This is a genomic window from Kribbella sp. NPDC003505 (assembly GCF_040610875.1).
In the GTDB taxonomy this organism is placed as follows: domain Bacteria; phylum Actinomycetota; class Actinomycetes; order Propionibacteriales; family Kribbellaceae; genus Kribbella.
This window is the reverse complement of record NZ_JBEXNA010000014.1, coordinates 1-14,736: the sequence shown is the minus strand read 5'-3', so window position 1 is coordinate 14,736 and position 14,736 is coordinate 1. Positions and strand designations below refer to the sequence as shown.

The window sequence follows — 14,736 nt, the reverse complement described above, 5'->3', positions numbered from 1 at the left end:
GAACGGTACGTACGGATTGCGAGGACAGTGGTGAGCCAGTCCAACTTCTCCCGTCCCGGGGCGATCGACCTGTCGGCCCTGCGCAAGCCCGCCGGTGCGCCGGCGCCCGGCGGCCCGGCGGGCGGTGCCCCGGCCGGCGGCGGCGGTGCCGCGGGGTCGTACGTGCTGAACGTGAGCGAGCCGACCTTCCAGAGCGACGTCATCGAGCGCTCGCTGCAGGTCCCGGTGGTCGTCGAGTTCTGGTCGCCGCGCTCGCAGGCGTCGGTCGCGCTCGGCCCGGTGCTCGCCGCGCTGTCCACGGAGTACGCCGGGAAGTTCCTGCTCGCCCGGATCGACATCGACGCGAACCCGCAGCTCGCGCAGGCGGTCGGCGTGCAGACGGTTCCGCTGGTGATCGCCGTCCTGCGCGGGCAGGTCGTGCCGCTGTTCCAGGGTGCGCTCGGCGAGCCGGAGGCGCGGCAGTACCTCGACCAGCTGCTGACGGTCGCGGTCGCGAACGGGATCACCGGCCGCGCCGAGCCGGTCGCCCCGGCGGCGGACGGTCCCGCTGCGGACGCGGAAGAGGCGCCGAACCCGCGGTACGAGAAGGCCGAGAACGCGATCGGCACGGGCGACCTGGACGGCGCGATCGCGGCGTACGAGGAGCTGCTGAAGGAGACGCCGAACGACGCCGAGGCGAAGTCGGGGCTGGCCCGTGTGCAGCTGGTGAAGCGGACGCAGGACGTGCCGGCCGACGTCCGCACGCGGGCGGCCGACGACCCTGCGGACGTCGAGGCGCAGATGCTGGTCGCCGACGTGGACCTGATGGGCGGGCACGTGGACGACGCGTTCGCGCGGCTGATCGCCACCGTCCAGGCGACCGCGGGCGACGAGCGGAACACCGTGCGGCTGCACCTGCTCGAGCTGTTCGAGGTCGTCGGCGCGGACGACGAGCGGGTCGTCAAGGCCCGCCGCCGGCTGATGGCCGCCCTGTTCTGATCGCGTGTGAATCGGCTGGCCGGAACCGGTCGGCGTGAATTCTTGTAAATAACGCCGGAGTGCTCTGAGAATTCTTCACATGAGCGCTGTCGAATCGCCGCCGCCGAGCCTGGAGGCACGCATCCACGGCCTGCTGCCGGCGCTCAGCCCGGCACAGGCGCGGATCGCCGCCGAGGTCCTGCGGGACCCGGCGGCGGTCGCCTCGTCGACGATCGGGCAGCTGGCGGCCCGGTGCGGCACGTCGCTGCCCAGCGTCACGCGGTTCTGTCTCGCACTCGGGCTGTCCGGGTACGCCGAGCTGCGCCTCACGCTGGCGGCCGAGAGCGGGCGGACCAGTCCGAGTTGGGAGCGTGGCACCGGCTCCGAGGTCGGCCCGGACGACTCGCTCGACGACGTACTGCGGACCCTGCTGCGCGCCGACACCCGCGCGCTCGAGGACACCGTCGCCGCGCTCGACGTGGACGCGCTCGGACGCGCCGTCGAGGCGATCTCGAACGCCCGCCGGATCGACCTGTACGCCGTCGCCGGGTCAGCCGCCGTCGCCGAGGACCTGCGCCTGCGGCTGCACCGGATCGGTCGCGGCGCGAGCACCTGGAGCGACGTGCACACCGCGCTGGCCAGCTCCGCGCTGCTCGGCAGCGGTGATGTCGCGATCGGGATCTCGCACAGCGGCGAGACGCTCGAGGTGCTGGAGCCGATGACCCGGTCCGGCCGGCAGGGCGCGACGACTGTTGCCATCACCAACTATCCGCGGTCGCCACTGGCGCAGGCGGCCGACATCGTGCTGGTCACCGCCGCCCGCGACGTCACGTTCCGCACCGGCGGACTGTCCGGGCGGCACGCCCAGATGATCGTCCTCGACGCGCTCTACCTCGGTGTCGCGCAACGCGACTACCCCCTGGCCGAACAGGCCTTCGACGCCACGGCCGACGCGGTGTCGACGCATCGCCACCGCTCCTGAACTCCCGCACTCCGTTCGACCGCCTTCCAAAGGAGAGTCATGCAGAGTCCACACCAGACCCTTGGCCCCAGCCGCCGCAGCCTGCTGCTCGGCGCGGGCGCCACCGCCCTCACCGCGGCGTCCGCCTCGGTCGCCTCCGCCTCCACCGCCTCCGCTTCGATCGCTTCGGCTGCTGCCGAGGCCGCCGTACCGTCGCCGGACGTACTGCCGCTGACGGGCGGGCCGGACTTCCCGATCGGGTTGTTCTGGCCGCCGCACCCGTTCGCGAGCACCGCAGAGCGGTTCGCGGAGATCAAGAGCGCCGGGTTCGACTTCGTCATCTCCGGCAACTACGCCGGCGACGGCAACATCTTCACCTACCAGCTCGGGCTCGCCCGGGACGCCGGTCTGAAGATGCTGATCTCCGACGACATCCAGATCCGCAACATGTCCCGCTGGTTCTCGATCTCCGACACCACGACGGACTTCCTCAGCGTCACCCCGGCCGAGGCCAAGGAGCTCTACACCCGGGCCCGGAACGCGTACGGCCCGTACTCATCGCTGGCCGGCTTCAATTTCTACGACGAACCCGGCGCAGGCTGGTTCGCGACGCTGGCCAAGGCGCTGACGATCTCCCGCGAGCTGGCGCCGCAGCTGCTGCCGTACATCAACCTGTTCCCGTCCGACGACGCGTCGTACTACCGGAACTTCGTCGACGTGGTGCAGCCGTCGCTGATCTCGTTCGACCGGTACCCGCTGCTGTCTGAGGGCCGCGAGGACGCGAACTACTTCCACAACTGGGCGATCGTCCGCGACGCCGCGCTGCACGGCGACATCCCGTCCTGGGTGTTCATCCAGACGCTTGCCTACAACAACCATCGCGAGCCGACCGCGGCCGAGCTGCTCTGGCAGGTGAACATCAGCCTCGCGTACGGCGCGAAGGGGATCCAGTACTTCACCTACTGGACGCCGGAAGCCGCCCGCGGGGAAGGGTTCGGGCCGGCGCTGATCACGGTGGACGGCGAACGCACGTCGCGTTACTACGCCGCGCAGCAGATCAACACCACCTGGCTGCACCAGGTCGGACGCGAGCTCAAGCCGCTGGTGTCCGAGACCGTCGAACATGTCAACGAAACCCCGCTGCCGAACGGGACCGTCGGCTTCACGCCGACGAGCCTGGTGTCCGGAATCTCCGGCGATCCGGTGGTCGTCGGCACGTTCCGCCCGCGGGACACCACCTCCGGCGATCGCTGGCTCCTGGTCGCCAACCGCTCCCACAGCACCCGCGCCCGGGCGGTGGTGTCGCTGAACAGCCAGACTGTCGCCACCGTGGGGCTGTTCCAGCCGGCCCGTCAGCAGTACGCGGCGCAGCGCGTCGGCCAGCTCCCGCTGACCCTCGCCCCGGGTGCCGCCGCGCTGGTGAAACTCACCGCCAAGTAGTCCGGTGCCGGCCGGCGGTCAGGTGGTCTGGCCGGTGTAGATGCCCATGGCCCGGAAACGGAGGGCTGGGGCCGCGTACTCCTCCAGGGCGTGCGCGGTCCAGCCCACCATCCGGGCCAGGGCGAACAGCGCGTCCCCGGCGTCGGGGCGGAAGTCGTACGCGTGCATGATCGCGGCGATCGCGAGGTCGCTGTTGGGGAACGTCGGCGTCCGCTCGGCGATCGCTTGCACCGTGCCGACGATCGGGTGATCGCCGAGGAGCTCGAGCAGTACGTCGGCGCGCGGGTCGCGGTGCTGGTAGATCCGGTGGCCGAAGCCGGGGACGGGTTCGCCGGATCGCAGCTGGTCCGAGAGCGCCTGCACCGGATCCCGTTGCGCGCGCTCCAGAAACTCGTACGCGAGGGTCGGTGCGGCGCCGTGGTACTGCCCGTCGAGCGCGCCGAGGCCTGCCGAGACGACGGCGTACAGGTTCGCGCGGGCGCTGGCCGCGACCCGCGCCGCGATGGTGGAGACCGCGAGCCCATGGTCGGCGAGCAGGATCAGCGCGGCGTCGAGCACCTCCGGCCGCGGTTCCGCGTCCGAGAGCTTCGGCCAGAGTTTCCCGCCCAGCGTCGTACCGACGGCCGTCGGTCCCGGCAGCGCCGCGATCAACGTGCCGATCAACCTCCCGGCCGCAGCCGTCACCGAAGGCGGCGACAGATCGAACCGCAACGGATCCGCCGCACCCAACACCGCGACCGCCACCCGCAACCGATCCGTCACCCGAGCCCCCTCCGGCACCACCCCCATAGCCCGCTGAGCCAGCAAGACCCCCTCCCGATCCGCCGTGAACAAGCCTTCTCCGGCAACCGCGCTCGTGCCGCCGGGTGTCCAGAGGAGCGTGGCGACCTGGTCGAGGGTGGCGGTTGTGGCCAGGTCGCGGGCGGACCGTCCTCGGTAGTAGAGGGTGTCGTTCTCGAGGAGGGTGAGCTCGGATTCGATGCGTTCCACGACCCCGGAGTGCTCGACGGAGCGGGCGGCGAGGCGTTCGACGTCGGCGGCGGGGAACAGGCTGCCGCGGCGGCCGCGGGCGCGGACGCTGGTGAGGAGGCCGCGGCTGACATAGGCGTAGACCGTCGCCGGTTTCACCTGCAGACGGCGCGCCACCTCCGCGGTGGTCAGGTAATTCTCGTCACCTTCGCCCGGCATTCCCCGCTCCTCACAGCGTTCATATTGACTGGATCAATATTGACAACTGTTGATCGTCTGTCAACTCTGAAGCTATGTCATCAACGATCACTGCACCGCCCGGCCTGCGCAACGTCGTCGTCACCGAGACGACCCTCGGTGACGTCCGCGGCGACGAAGGGTTCTACCACTACCGCCAGTACTCGGCGATCGATCTCGCCAAGTCCAAGACGCTCGAAGACGTCTGGTACCTGATGTTCGAGGGCCGCCTCCCGACCGACGCCGAGCGGGCACGCTTCACCGCCGAGCTCGCCCCGCTGCGCGTCCTCCCCGACGAGGTTGCCGCGGTCCTCCCGGCGATCGCGACCGCCGGTACGACGTTCAACCCGCTCGCCGGTCTCCGCACCGCGCTGTCGCTGCTCGCCGCGGTGCGCGGTCTGCCGCCGCTGTGGGACGCAGACCCGGCCCGTCGCAAGGCCGACGCCATGCTGGTCTGCGCCGTGACGCCGACCATCCTCGCGGCCCTCTACCGGCTCCGCGAGGGACAGCAGCCGCTGGAACCCCGTGCTGACCTCTCAGCAGCCGAGAACTGGCTGTATCTGGTCACCGGTGCCGAGCCGACCGCCGTCCACGCGACCGCGATCGAGCACTACCTGGTCTCGACCGTCGACCACGGCTTCAACGCGTCGACCTTCACCGCCCGGGTGATCGCCTCCACCGGTGCGGACGTGGTTGCGGGCGTCGCGGGCGCGATCGGTGCGTTCTCGGGGCCGCTGCACGGCGGCGCGCCGGACCGCGCCCTCGCCAGCCTCGACGAGATCGGTACGCCGGACCGCATCGACGACTGGGTCCGCGCGAAGGTGTCGGCCGGCGACCGGATCATGGGCTTCGGGCACGCGGTGTACCGCACCGAGGACCCGCGCTCGCTGATGCTGCGCGACATCGCCCGCGGGATCGGCGGCGACCTGGTGGACTTCGCGACCACCGTCGAGCAGCGCATCGTCGACGTCCTGGCGGAGCTGAAGCCGGGCCGCAACCTCTACGCCAACGTGGAGTTCTACGCCGGTGTCGTGATGGAGCTGTGCGGCATCCCGCGCGCCATGTTCACCCCGACGTTCGCCGTCAGCCGCATCATCGGCTGGTCCGCCAACATCCTCGAACAGTCCACCGACCCGAAGATCATCCGCCCGATCGCGACCTACGTCGGCCCGCAACCGCCGGCACCCGTCAGCTGACGGGGCGGGTCAGCTGAAGTGCATGGTGCCGTCGTCGAGGCGGTTGTAGCGGAGGGCCAGCAGGTCTCGTGGGTAGTTCTGCCGTAGCCGCCACGGGCCCTGGGTGCCTTGGCGGGGGAGGAGGGCGGCGGCGCGGCGGATGTAGCCGGAGGTGAGGTCGACGACCGGGCGGGGTGGTGCGTCGTACTCGGCAGGGTCGATCTCAGGGACACAGATCCGGGTGCCGGTCGCGGTGAGGTGGTTGAGCAGCCGCGTGACGTACTTCGAGGTGAGGTCGGAGCGCAACGTCCAGGAGTTGTTGGTGTAGCCGATGCACCAGGCGAGGTTCGGTACGCCGCTCAGCATCATGCCCTTGTAGACGAAGGTGTCGTGCGGCGCGACCCGCCGCCCGTCGACCGTCACCTCGATGTTGCCGAGCGCAACCATGCGGAGGCCGGTCGCGGTGACCACGAGATCGGCCTCCAGTTCCCGGCCGGACCGCAGCCGCAGTCCGGTCGGGGTGAACCGGTCGATCTCGTCGGTCACCACCGACGCCGAGCCGTTGCGCAGCGCCTTGAACAGGTCGGCGTCCGGGACCAGGCAGAGCCGTTGGTCCCAGGGCTTGTACCGGGGCGTGAAGTGCGGATCCACAGGGATCGACGAAGGAAGCTGCTTGGCGACTGTGCTGTTCAGCAGCCACGCTGCGTGCGCCGGCCACTTCCGGAACGCGCCGTACACCGCGGTGCTCAGCGCGACGTTCTTCCCGCGGATGACGCTGTGCGCGAGCCTCTCCGGCAGTACGGCGCGGATGCGGTCGGACAGTGCGTCGCGCGCCGGACGGGAGGCGACGTAGCTGGGCGACCGCTGCAGCATGGTCACATGCTCCGCCGTACCCGCCATCGCGGGCACCAGCGTCACCGCGGTCGCGCCGCTGCCGATCACCACCACCCGCCGGCCGGCGTAGTCCAGCTCGTCCGGCCAGTGCTGCGGGTGCACGATCTGCCCCTGGAAGTCCTCCTTGCCGTCGAAGTCGACGACGTACCCCGAGTCGTAGTCGTAGTACCCGCTGCACACGTAGAGGAACGAGCAGGTGTACGCCGCGTCCGCGGTCCGCACCGTCCACAGCGCGTCCGCGGACGACCACGAGGCGCTGACGACGCGCTGGTTGAAGCGGATGTGCTTGTCGATGCCGTACGCCGCCGCGGTCTCGTGCAGGTAGTCGAGGATCGCCGGACCGTCGGCGATCGCCTGCGCCGCCTTCCACGGGTGGAACGGGAACCCGAGCGTGAACATGTCCGAGTCCGACCGCACCCCCGGGTACCGGAACAGGTCCCAGGTGCCGCCGAGCGCGGCACGGCCCTCCAGCACGGCGTACGTGCGGTCCGGGCAGCGCGTCTGGATCCGGTACGCCGCGCCGATGCCGGACAGGCCGGCGCCGACGATCAGGACGTCGAGGTGCTCCATGTACCCCACGGTAATAAAGATTCTTCCCGGGTGTTGTCGATTCCGTGTCGGGGCGTTCGTCAGCAAGATGTCCAAGTAGGAAGCGCACGGAGGAAGCGCGAGACAAGGGGAGTCCGAGATGGCGCAGTACATGTTCCTGCTGTTCGACAGCGAGGAGTGGTACGACAACCTGACCCGCGACGAGTGGCAGCAGGCGATGAAGCTGCACGGGGAGTTCGCGGCCGCGGTGGAGAAGGCCGGGGCGCGGATCCTCGGCGGGGAGGCGCTGGAGCGGTCCAGCACGGCGAGCACGGTCAAGAACCGTGAAGGCGCGGAGCCGCTGGTCACCGACGGGCCGTTCATCGAGACCCGGGAAGCCCTCGGCGGGTTCTACCTCATCGAGGCCCGGGACCTCGACCAGGCGCTGGAGCTGGCGAAGCTCTGCCCGTCCGGCAACATCGAGGTCCGGCCCGTGATGCCGACGTCCGAGGACGCCGCACCGCCGGCCTGAGCGTGTCGTCGACCCGGGTACGTCGGCGTACTGCCGCGCCGGCGTACCCGTCGGGCAGGGGGAGAAGGTGACCGAAGCCGTTGAGGTGACCCGGGTGGTGGACAGGGTGCACCGGGAGAGCTGGTCGACCGTGCTGGCGTCCGTGGTCCGCTTGACGCGCGACCTGGACCTGGCGGAGGACTGCACGCAGGACGCGTTCGTCCGGGCGCTCCGCACCTGGCCGGACGGGATCCCGGACAACCCGGCCGGCTGGCTGACCACGGTCGCCCGGCGGCTCGCGCTCGACCGGCTGCGCCGCGAGACCAACCTGCGGCGGAAGCTGCCGCTGCTGGTGGAGGAGCCCGGCGACGCCGAGCAGCCGACGGATCCGTTGCGGCTAGTGTTCACCTGCTGCCACCCGGCGCTCGCGCGGGAGGCGCAGGTGGCGTTGACGCTGCGGCTGATCTGCGGGCTGACCACGCGCGAGGTCGCCGCGGTGCTGCTGATCGCCGAGGCGACGGCGGCGGCGCGGATCACCCGGGCGAAGAAGAAGATCGCGGCGGCCGGGATCCCGTACCGCATCCCGGCCGACCACGAGCTGCCGGCGCGGATGGATGTGGTGCTGACCGTCGTCCACCTGGTCTACACGGCCGGGTACGTCGCCACCGGGGCGGAGCTGACCCGGACCGACCTGACCGGGCGGGCGATCGAGCTGGCGCGGCTGCTGGAGCGGTTGATGCCGGACGAGCCGGAACCGCAGGCGCTGCTCGGGTTGCTGCTGATGACCGAGGCGCGCGGCGATGCACGGGTCAGCGCCGACGGCGAGCTGGTACTCCTGGCGGACCAGGACCGGTCGCGCTGGAACGGGAAGCTGCTGGCCGAGGGAGTCGCGCGGGCCACGGCGGCGCTGCAGCGCGGGCACGGGCGGTTCGCGCTGCAGGCGGCAGTCGCCGGTCTGCACGTGACCGCGCCGTCGTGGGAGCAGACGGACTGGCGTCAGGTGGTCCGGATGTACGACGCGATGATGGTGAGCTGGCCGACCCCGATCGTCGCGCTCAACCGGGTGGCCGCCCGCAGTCTGGTCCCCGGCGCCGACCTGGCGGCGGTGCTCGCCGAGCTGGATGCCCTCGGCAACGAGCCCGCACTCGCGGCGTACGCGTACCTGCCGGCGACCCGGGCCGATGTCCTGACCCGCCTCGACCGGCAGGCGGAAGCGGCCGAGGCCTACGAGAAGGCGATCGAGCTGACCGCCAACGAAACCGAGCGCCGCTTCCTGACCGCCCGGCTCAGGAGTCTGCGCTAGGCGCCCAGAGCCTGTCCGCGTCGCCTGCTTCGAGGCGGCCGCGATAGACGTCGATCTTGTGGTCGATGAGCTCGAGGCTGTCCTGCAGCGCGGCGAGTTGGGTGAGAATCTCCGAGCGGTGCGTCTCCAGCAGCTCCAGGCGGTCCTTCTCGTTGCCGCGGCCGGCCGTGACGAGCTCGGCGTACTTGCGGATGGTGCGGATCGGCATCCCGGTGGCCCGGAACCGGGTGCAGATCTTGATCCAGTCCAGGTCGATCTGGCGATACCGGCGGCGCCCGCCGGCGGTCCGGTCGACCGTGGTGACGACCAGCCCGGCGCGCTCGTAGTACCGCAGTGTGTGGACGCTGACGCCGGTGTGTTCGGCGGCTTCGGCGATACTGATCCCGCGTTCGTTGACTTCGAGCACGCTCTAAATCCTAGCGTGGCCGGTATGACACTGCTCGAGGAAACCGTCGGCACCCGCCGGTACGCCGTGCTCGCGATCTGTTGCGCGAGCCTGCTCGTCTCGGTGATGGACATCTCGATCGTGAACATGGCGCTGCCCGCGATCCGCGACGACCTCGGCGCCTCGACGGCCGGCCTGCAGTGGACCGTCGACGCCTACACGTTGGTGCTGGCGAGCTTCCTGCTGCTGGCCGGCTCCACCGCCGACCGCTTCGGCCGCAAGCGCATGTTCCGCCTCGGGCTGATCGTCTTCGGGCTCGGCTCGCTGCTCTGCAGCCTGGCGCCCGGCATCGAGGCGCTGGTCGCCGCCCGCGCCGTGCAGGCGGCCGGCGGCACGATGCTGAACCCGGTCGCGATGGCGATCGTGGTGACGGTCTTCCCGGACCGCGCCGAGCGCGCTCGCGCGATCGGGATCTTCGGCGCGACCGCCGGGCTGTCGCTGGTCCTCGGCCCGATCCTCGGCGGCGCGCTCGTCGACGGCCTCGGCTGGCGCTCGATCTTCTGGGTGAATCTGCCGATCGTCGCGCTCGCGGTGCTGTTCACCAGCCTGTACGTGCCGGAGTCCCGCGCCGCGCGTGGCCGGCGCTTCGACCCGGTCGGCCAGTTCCTGGTGGCGCTGCTGCTCGGCAGTGTGGTGTCCGCGATCATCGAGAAGAACGCGTGGCGTCCGCCGTTGATCGTCACGGCCGCCGTCGCCGCGGTCCTGCTGATCGCGTACGAGCGCCGCCGGGCGGAGCCGCTGCTCGAACTGCGCCTGTTCCGCAGCATCCCGTTCAGCTCCGCGGTGGTGATCGCGATGTTCGCCTACACCGGGTTCGGCGCGTTCCTGTTCGTCACGACGCTGTACCTGCAGAGCATCCGCGACCTGTCCGCCCTGGACGCGGGCCTGTGCCTGCTCCCCGTCGGCCTGCTGATCACCGTGCTCTCACCGCTCACGGGCCGGGTGGTGGGCGCGCGAGGCCCGCGGCTGCCGCTCGTCGTGGCCGGTACGGCGCTGACGCTCGGCGCGTTCGCCTCGCTCGGGATCGGGCCGGCGACGCCGCTGCCGGTCGTGCTCGGGATCTTTCTGCTGTTCGGCGTCTTCCTCGGCACGATCAACCCGCCGATCGCGAACGCGGCGGTGTCCGGCATGCCCGGGTCGATGGCCGGTCTGGCCGGGTCGCTCGCGTCGGTCGGCCGGCAGACCGGTACGTCGCTCGGCGTCGCGGTCGCGGGGTCGATCATCGGCACCGCGACGACCGATCCACAACGGTTCGTCCGCGCCGAGCACGTGGTCTGGTGGCCGACGGTCGCGGTCGGCCTCGTCGTACTGGCGCTGGCCCTGTTCAGTACGAGCCGTCGGGCGCATCGGACTGTGCAGGTAGCCCGAAGCGCGTGACGAGATCCGGGTCGCTGAAGACGTGGATGTGCGTCAGACCGGTGCGAGTCGGCGTGAGTACGGCGACGCCGTACGGCTCGCCCTTGAAGTACGCGCCGACCGCGGGCTGGCCGTTCGCGACGATCGGGAGCATCCGCCAGTCACCGGGGGAGCCGACAGCGGCGGCCAGCACCTGCAGGCACATCACGCGGCCGTCGAACCAGGCCGTCGTACCGACCATCTCGATCGCGGCGTCCGCACGCAGGGCACGTTCGAGCGCCGCGGTGTCGGCGTTCTCGAAGCCGGTGACGTAGTCGTCGAGCAAGGCGCGAGCCACCGGGTCGGTGGGCTCCAGGACCTCGTCCTGGGCCGGCGCCGTCTCGTCCAGGCGGGCCCGCGCGCGTTGCAGCGTGCTCTTCACCGCGGCGACCGACGTGTCGAGCATCGCCGCCACCTCCGCCGCCGGGAACCCGAGCACCTCGCGCAGGATCAGTACGGCGCGTTGCTTGGGCGGCAGGTACTGCAGGGCAGCGATCAGAGCCAGCCGCAGGCTCTCCCGCAGCGTGACGATCGACGCGGGATCGGCGGCGACGAGCGACTCGGCGATCGGCTCCATCCAGGCGGTCCCGTCCGGCTCGGCCGGCGACGGGGCGGCCAGATCCGTACTCGGTGCGGCGATCCCCGACGGCAGCGCGCGGCGGCGACGTTGCTCGAGCGCGGTCAGGCACACGTTGGTCGCGATGCGGTACAGCCAGACCCGCACCGACGACCTGCCCTCGAAGTCGCCCCACGACCGCCAGGCCCGCAGGTACGTCTCCTGCACCGCGTCCTCGGCCTCGTGTACCGACGCGAGCATCCGGTAGCAGTGCGCCAGCAACTCCCTGCGGAACGGCTCGGTCACACCGAACTCACCCATCACCACTCCCTCGCTCGGCACCGCCGCCATCGCCCGTTCCTCTCGTTGCAGGTCTGTCACCGGTACAGACCGAGAATCCCGCGAAAAGGAATCGGTGTGCTTGACTTGAGTATGAGTACGCCGAACGCCGGGCCGCCGCTCTCGGCCTCGGAAGAGCGGACGTGGGCGATGGTCGCGCACATCGGGGTGCTGGTCGCGGCCTGGTTCGCGATGGGGTTCCTGTGCCCGTTGATCATCTGGCTGGTGTTCCGGTACCGCTCGGACTTCGTCCGCCGGCACGCGGTGGAGTCGCTGAACTTCCAGATCTCGCTGCTGATCTACTCCGCGGTCGCGGCCGTGCTGATCTTCGTCACGTTCGGCCTCGGGGTGCTGATCGTCGTACCGCTGGTGGTCATCGGAGCAGTCGTGGCGCTGGTGGTGATCATCCTCGCGACGGTCGCCGCCTCCGGCGGGAACGACTACAGGTACCCGTTGACGATTCGCCTCGTCCGTTAGGGTCGGCCCGGTGGAGCTCATCGGGCAAGGCATGGAAGGCGCCGTCTACGACCTCGGCGACGGGACGGTCCGCAAGGTCTGGTTCGACCGGCGGCCGGAGGATGTCAGGCCGTTGCAGGCGTTCCTGGACGAGCTGCCGGAGCTGCCGTTCCGGACGCCGCGGATCCGGGAGGTCACCGCGGGGGAGGACGGGCTGGCGATCAGCGTCGAGGACAAGCTGACCGGTGTCCCGCTGCACGAGGCCGGGCTGCCTGAAAAAGTCGCCGTGGACGCTTTCGTCTCAGTCGTCGAGGCGTTGGGTGCCACGACACCCGGCCCGGCCGGCACGTCGCTGCCCGTCCTCAATCAGCCGTTCTGGGAGGGGTCCTGGGGCGAGAGCCTCGCCGCATTGGTACGCCGCCGCGCCAACGCCTCGGGGGTTCACCTGGCGCGCGACGTACCCGATTTCGCCATCCTGTTGGACACGGTGCTGGCCGAGCTTGCCGAGGTCGAGGGTGGGCTCAGTGTGGTGCACGGCGACATCTGCCCGCCGAACGTCCTGATGGACGGCACGCAGGTGGCGGCGGTGCTCGATTGGGGTTTCTTGTCCACAGCAGGTGACAGCACCTTCGAGGCTTCCTTGGCGGCCGGCTTCTTCGACATGTACTCACCCGAGGCCCGCCGCCTGGACGACCTGCTGACGGAGCGTTTCGCAGAGCTGGGCCACGACCGGCACCGCATGCGCGTCTACCGCAAGGCCTACGCAATCATCACCGCAACCATCTACGACGAGAACGCCACCGACGGCCACTACACCTGGTGCGTCAGCCAGCTCACCAGGTAGCTCGCGCCCTGCAAGAAAGTCCTGACGTGCCGCCGAGCGCCCCGAGCCCAGCGGCCGGTCATCGAGTACCTGCAGCACGGAAAGAGTAGGAGTGCGTGCCTGGGGCCGACCGGCTGCGTGTTGACTTCCACCAGTAGTTCGCGGGTCGGACTCGACGACGTCTGCGCGACCGTCGACCAGACCTGAGCGCAGGTGTTGGTGTGTGTGGGCCGGGGTGTTTGCTGAGTGTGGGCCCACGAAAAGCCCACAAAATAAGGGGAATCTCGCTCGGATGTCGGTGGCGCCGTCTAGAGTCAATGCCATGGAACTTCTGGGCGAGCGGCCGGTGTGGTCGATGAGTGGCAGCGAATTGCTGTCCACTCTCGACGAGGTGGAGGCCGAGCTGGCTCGCCGGGAGGCGTACCGGCTGAGCGTGATCGCCGCGATCGAGTCCACCGGGTACGCCGAAGAGCTCGGCGCCCGCGACACCGCCGAGCTGCTGCGGTTCCGGTACCGTCTGGACGCGCCGGCCGCCCGCCGCACCCTGCGCCTGGCCCAGACCGCCCCGCACTACCCGGCCGTGGCGGCCGCCCTGGACCGCACGGCCTCCTCCGCCACCGCCGACGCCCCCGACGACAGCCGATCCGACGACAGCGGATCCGGCGACAACCAAGCCGATGACAGCGGATCGGGCGACGGCGGATCCGACGGCGGGTGGTTGCTGCGGCCGGCGCAGGCGGCCGCGATCGTGTTCGGGCTGGACCGGGTCCGCTCCCGGGTGCCGGTGGAGCACCTGGACGCGGCCGCGGAGCAGCTGGTCGGGCTCGCCGGTCACCTGTCGCCCGGCGAACTGCGGACGGCCGCGAAGGAGATCGCCGACCTGCTGGACTCCGACGGCCCCGAACCCGACGAGCACAAGGCGTATGAACGGGAGTCCCTGACGCTGTCGGCCGCGGACAACGGCGTGAAGTTCAAAGGTTTCCTGGCCAACGAGAACGCCGAGCTGTTGCGGGCGGTCGTGCATGCCGGTGCCCGCCCGCACAAGACCGTCGACGGCGAACACGACCCGCGGCCGCGTGACAAGCGCCAGGCCGACGCGCTGTCCACCGCCCTGGGCATCGCCGCCGCCGCGTGGGACACCACCGGCCCCACACCCAGCCCCACCACCAGCCCCATACCCGGCCCCGCCGCGGGCACTGCGGGTACTGAGGGCGCTGCGGGTACAGGTGGCGCCGCGCGCACCGCGGGTACAGGGGACATGGCAGGCACCGCGGGTGCCGCGGCTTCGGCGGCTGAGAGCGCCGAGGACACAGCCGGTGCCGCGGGCGCCGCGGGGACCGGTGGTCGGGTGGCCGGGTACGGCGCGAAGGCGACGATCACGGTCACGATCGACTTCGACGACCTGAAGGCCGCGACCGCGGACGCGGTCGGGCGCACCGTCTACAGCGGCGGGCTATCGGCCGCCACGATCCGGCGGCTGGCCTGTGACGCGAACATCATCCCGTTGGTGCTCGGCTCGAATTCGGAACCGCTCGACGTCGGCCGCCGCGTGCGGCTGGTCACCAAGGCGATGCGCCGAGCGCTGGAGGTCCGTGACCGTGGCTGCGTGGTCTGCGGAGCCCCGCCGGTCATGTGCGACGCCCATCACCTGATCTCCTGGATCGACGGCGGCCACACCAAAGTCTCGAACCTGGCCCTGCTCTGCCGTCGTCACCACACCGACCTGCACAAGGGCCGCTGGCACCTC

Annotated in this window: 14 protein-coding genes; 10 read left to right on the top strand and 4 right to left on the bottom strand. The window is 70.7% G+C overall.

What is annotated here, in order from left to right:
- The first annotated feature begins 30 nt into the window (after positions 1–30).
- The 3 genes from ABZX12_RS36065 to ABZX12_RS36055 all read left to right on the top strand — a co-directional run bounded on the left by ABZX12_RS36065 (position 31) and on the right by ABZX12_RS36055 (position 3,358).
- Positions 31–978, top strand: coding sequence for a tetratricopeptide repeat protein (locus ABZX12_RS36065; RefSeq protein WP_355699938.1), 948 nt, complete (start codon positions 31–33; stop codon positions 976–978).
- A gap of 79 nt (positions 979–1,057) precedes the next feature.
- Positions 1,058–1,939, top strand: coding sequence for a MurR/RpiR family transcriptional regulator (locus ABZX12_RS36060; protein ID WP_355699937.1), 882 nt, complete (start codon positions 1,058–1,060; stop codon positions 1,937–1,939).
- Positions 1,940–1,978: 39 nt separating this feature from the next.
- Positions 1,979–3,358, top strand: coding sequence for a hypothetical protein (locus ABZX12_RS36055; RefSeq protein WP_355699936.1), 1,380 nt, complete (start codon positions 1,979–1,981; stop codon positions 3,356–3,358).
- Between the two features lie 18 nt (positions 3,359–3,376).
- On the opposite strand, the gene ABZX12_RS36050 is transcribed toward ABZX12_RS36055, so the two are convergent.
- Complete coding sequence (locus ABZX12_RS36050; RefSeq protein WP_355699935.1) at positions 3,377–4,546, bottom strand: citrate synthase; 1,170 nt, start codon at positions 4,544–4,546, stop codon at positions 3,377–3,379.
- Positions 4,547–4,620: 74 nt separating this feature from the next.
- Between ABZX12_RS36050 and ABZX12_RS36045 the strand changes: the two genes are divergently transcribed.
- Positions 4,621–5,760, top strand: coding sequence for a citrate/2-methylcitrate synthase (locus ABZX12_RS36045; protein ID WP_355699934.1), 1,140 nt, complete (start codon positions 4,621–4,623; stop codon positions 5,758–5,760).
- A gap of 9 nt (positions 5,761–5,769) precedes the next feature.
- Here the strand turns inward: ABZX12_RS36045 and ABZX12_RS36040 are convergent, their stop codons facing one another.
- The gene (locus ABZX12_RS36040; protein ID WP_355699933.1) at positions 5,770–7,203 is read right to left on the bottom strand and encodes an NAD(P)/FAD-dependent oxidoreductase; all 1,434 of its coding nucleotides are present in this window, start codon (positions 7,201–7,203) and stop codon (positions 5,770–5,772) included.
- A 118-nt stretch (positions 7,204–7,321) separates the two neighbouring features.
- On the opposite strand from ABZX12_RS36040, the gene ABZX12_RS36035 reads away from it, so the two are divergent.
- Both ABZX12_RS36035 and ABZX12_RS36030 read left to right on the top strand, forming a co-directional pair.
- Positions 7,322–7,693, top strand: a complete 372-nt coding sequence (locus ABZX12_RS36035; RefSeq protein WP_355699932.1) for a YciI family protein — start codon at positions 7,322–7,324, stop codon at positions 7,691–7,693.
- A 67-nt stretch (positions 7,694–7,760) separates the two neighbouring features.
- Positions 7,761–8,975, top strand: a complete 1,215-nt coding sequence (locus tag ABZX12_RS36030) for a sigma-70 family RNA polymerase sigma factor (RefSeq protein WP_355699931.1) — start codon at positions 7,761–7,763, stop codon at positions 8,973–8,975.
- Here the strand turns inward: ABZX12_RS36030 and ABZX12_RS36025 are convergent.
- The gene (locus ABZX12_RS36025) at positions 8,959–9,381 is read right to left on the bottom strand and encodes a MerR family transcriptional regulator (protein ID WP_355699930.1); all 423 of its coding nucleotides are present in this window, start codon (positions 9,379–9,381) and stop codon (positions 8,959–8,961) included. The genes ABZX12_RS36030 and ABZX12_RS36025 overlap by 17 nt on opposite strands.
- Before the next feature lie 24 nt (positions 9,382–9,405).
- Here ABZX12_RS36025 and ABZX12_RS36020 point away from each other — a divergent pair, with 24 nt between their 5' ends.
- On the top strand, positions 9,406–10,797 hold the full coding sequence (locus tag ABZX12_RS36020; protein WP_355699929.1) for an MFS transporter: 1,392 nt from the start codon (positions 9,406–9,408) through the stop codon (positions 10,795–10,797).
- Here ABZX12_RS36020 and ABZX12_RS36015 read toward each other — a convergent pair.
- Positions 10,745–11,692, bottom strand: a complete 948-nt coding sequence (locus ABZX12_RS36015) for an RNA polymerase subunit sigma-70 (protein WP_355699928.1) — start codon at positions 11,690–11,692, stop codon at positions 10,745–10,747. The two genes, ABZX12_RS36020 and ABZX12_RS36015, sit on opposite strands and share 53 nt — an antisense overlap.
- A gap of 96 nt (positions 11,693–11,788) precedes the next feature.
- On the opposite strand from ABZX12_RS36015, the gene ABZX12_RS36010 reads away from it, so the two are divergent.
- From ABZX12_RS36010 to ABZX12_RS36000, 3 genes are all read left to right on the top strand, one after another.
- Positions 11,789–12,187, top strand: a complete 399-nt coding sequence (locus ABZX12_RS36010; RefSeq protein WP_355699927.1) for a DUF4870 domain-containing protein — start codon at positions 11,789–11,791, stop codon at positions 12,185–12,187.
- A 10-nt stretch (positions 12,188–12,197) separates the two neighbouring features.
- Positions 12,198–13,010, top strand: coding sequence for an aminoglycoside phosphotransferase family protein (locus tag ABZX12_RS36005; RefSeq protein WP_355699926.1), 813 nt, complete (start codon positions 12,198–12,200; stop codon positions 13,008–13,010).
- Positions 13,011–13,311: 301 nt separating this feature from the next.
- The coding region (locus tag ABZX12_RS36000; protein WP_355699925.1) for a DUF222 domain-containing protein at positions 13,312–14,736 on the top strand (1,425 nt) is incomplete at its 3' end.

What these genes read in the sequence shown, in the direction of transcription:
- ABZX12_RS36060 (WP_355699937.1), top strand. Translation starts at nt 1,058, where the DNA reads ATGAGCGCTGTCGAATCGCCGCCGCCGAGCCTGGAGGCACGCATCCAC.
- ABZX12_RS36055 (WP_355699936.1), top strand. Translation starts at nt 1,979, where the DNA reads ATGCAGAGTCCACACCAGACCCTTGGCCCCAGCCGCCGCAGCCTGCTG.
- ABZX12_RS36050 (WP_355699935.1), bottom strand. Translation starts at nt 4,546, where the DNA reads ATGCCGGGCGAAGGTGACGAGAATTACCTGACCACCGCGGAGGTGGCG.
- ABZX12_RS36045 (WP_355699934.1), top strand. Translation starts at nt 4,621, where the DNA reads ATGTCATCAACGATCACTGCACCGCCCGGCCTGCGCAACGTCGTCGTC.
- ABZX12_RS36040 (WP_355699933.1), bottom strand. Translation starts at nt 7,203, where the DNA reads ATGGAGCACCTCGACGTCCTGATCGTCGGCGCCGGCCTGTCCGGCATC.
- ABZX12_RS36035 (WP_355699932.1), top strand. Translation starts at nt 7,322, where the DNA reads ATGGCGCAGTACATGTTCCTGCTGTTCGACAGCGAGGAGTGGTACGAC.
- ABZX12_RS36020 (WP_355699929.1), top strand. Translation starts at nt 9,406, where the DNA reads ATGACACTGCTCGAGGAAACCGTCGGCACCCGCCGGTACGCCGTGCTC.
- ABZX12_RS36015 (WP_355699928.1), bottom strand. Translation starts at nt 11,692, where the DNA reads ATGGGTGAGTTCGGTGTGACCGAGCCGTTCCGCAGGGAGTTGCTGGCG.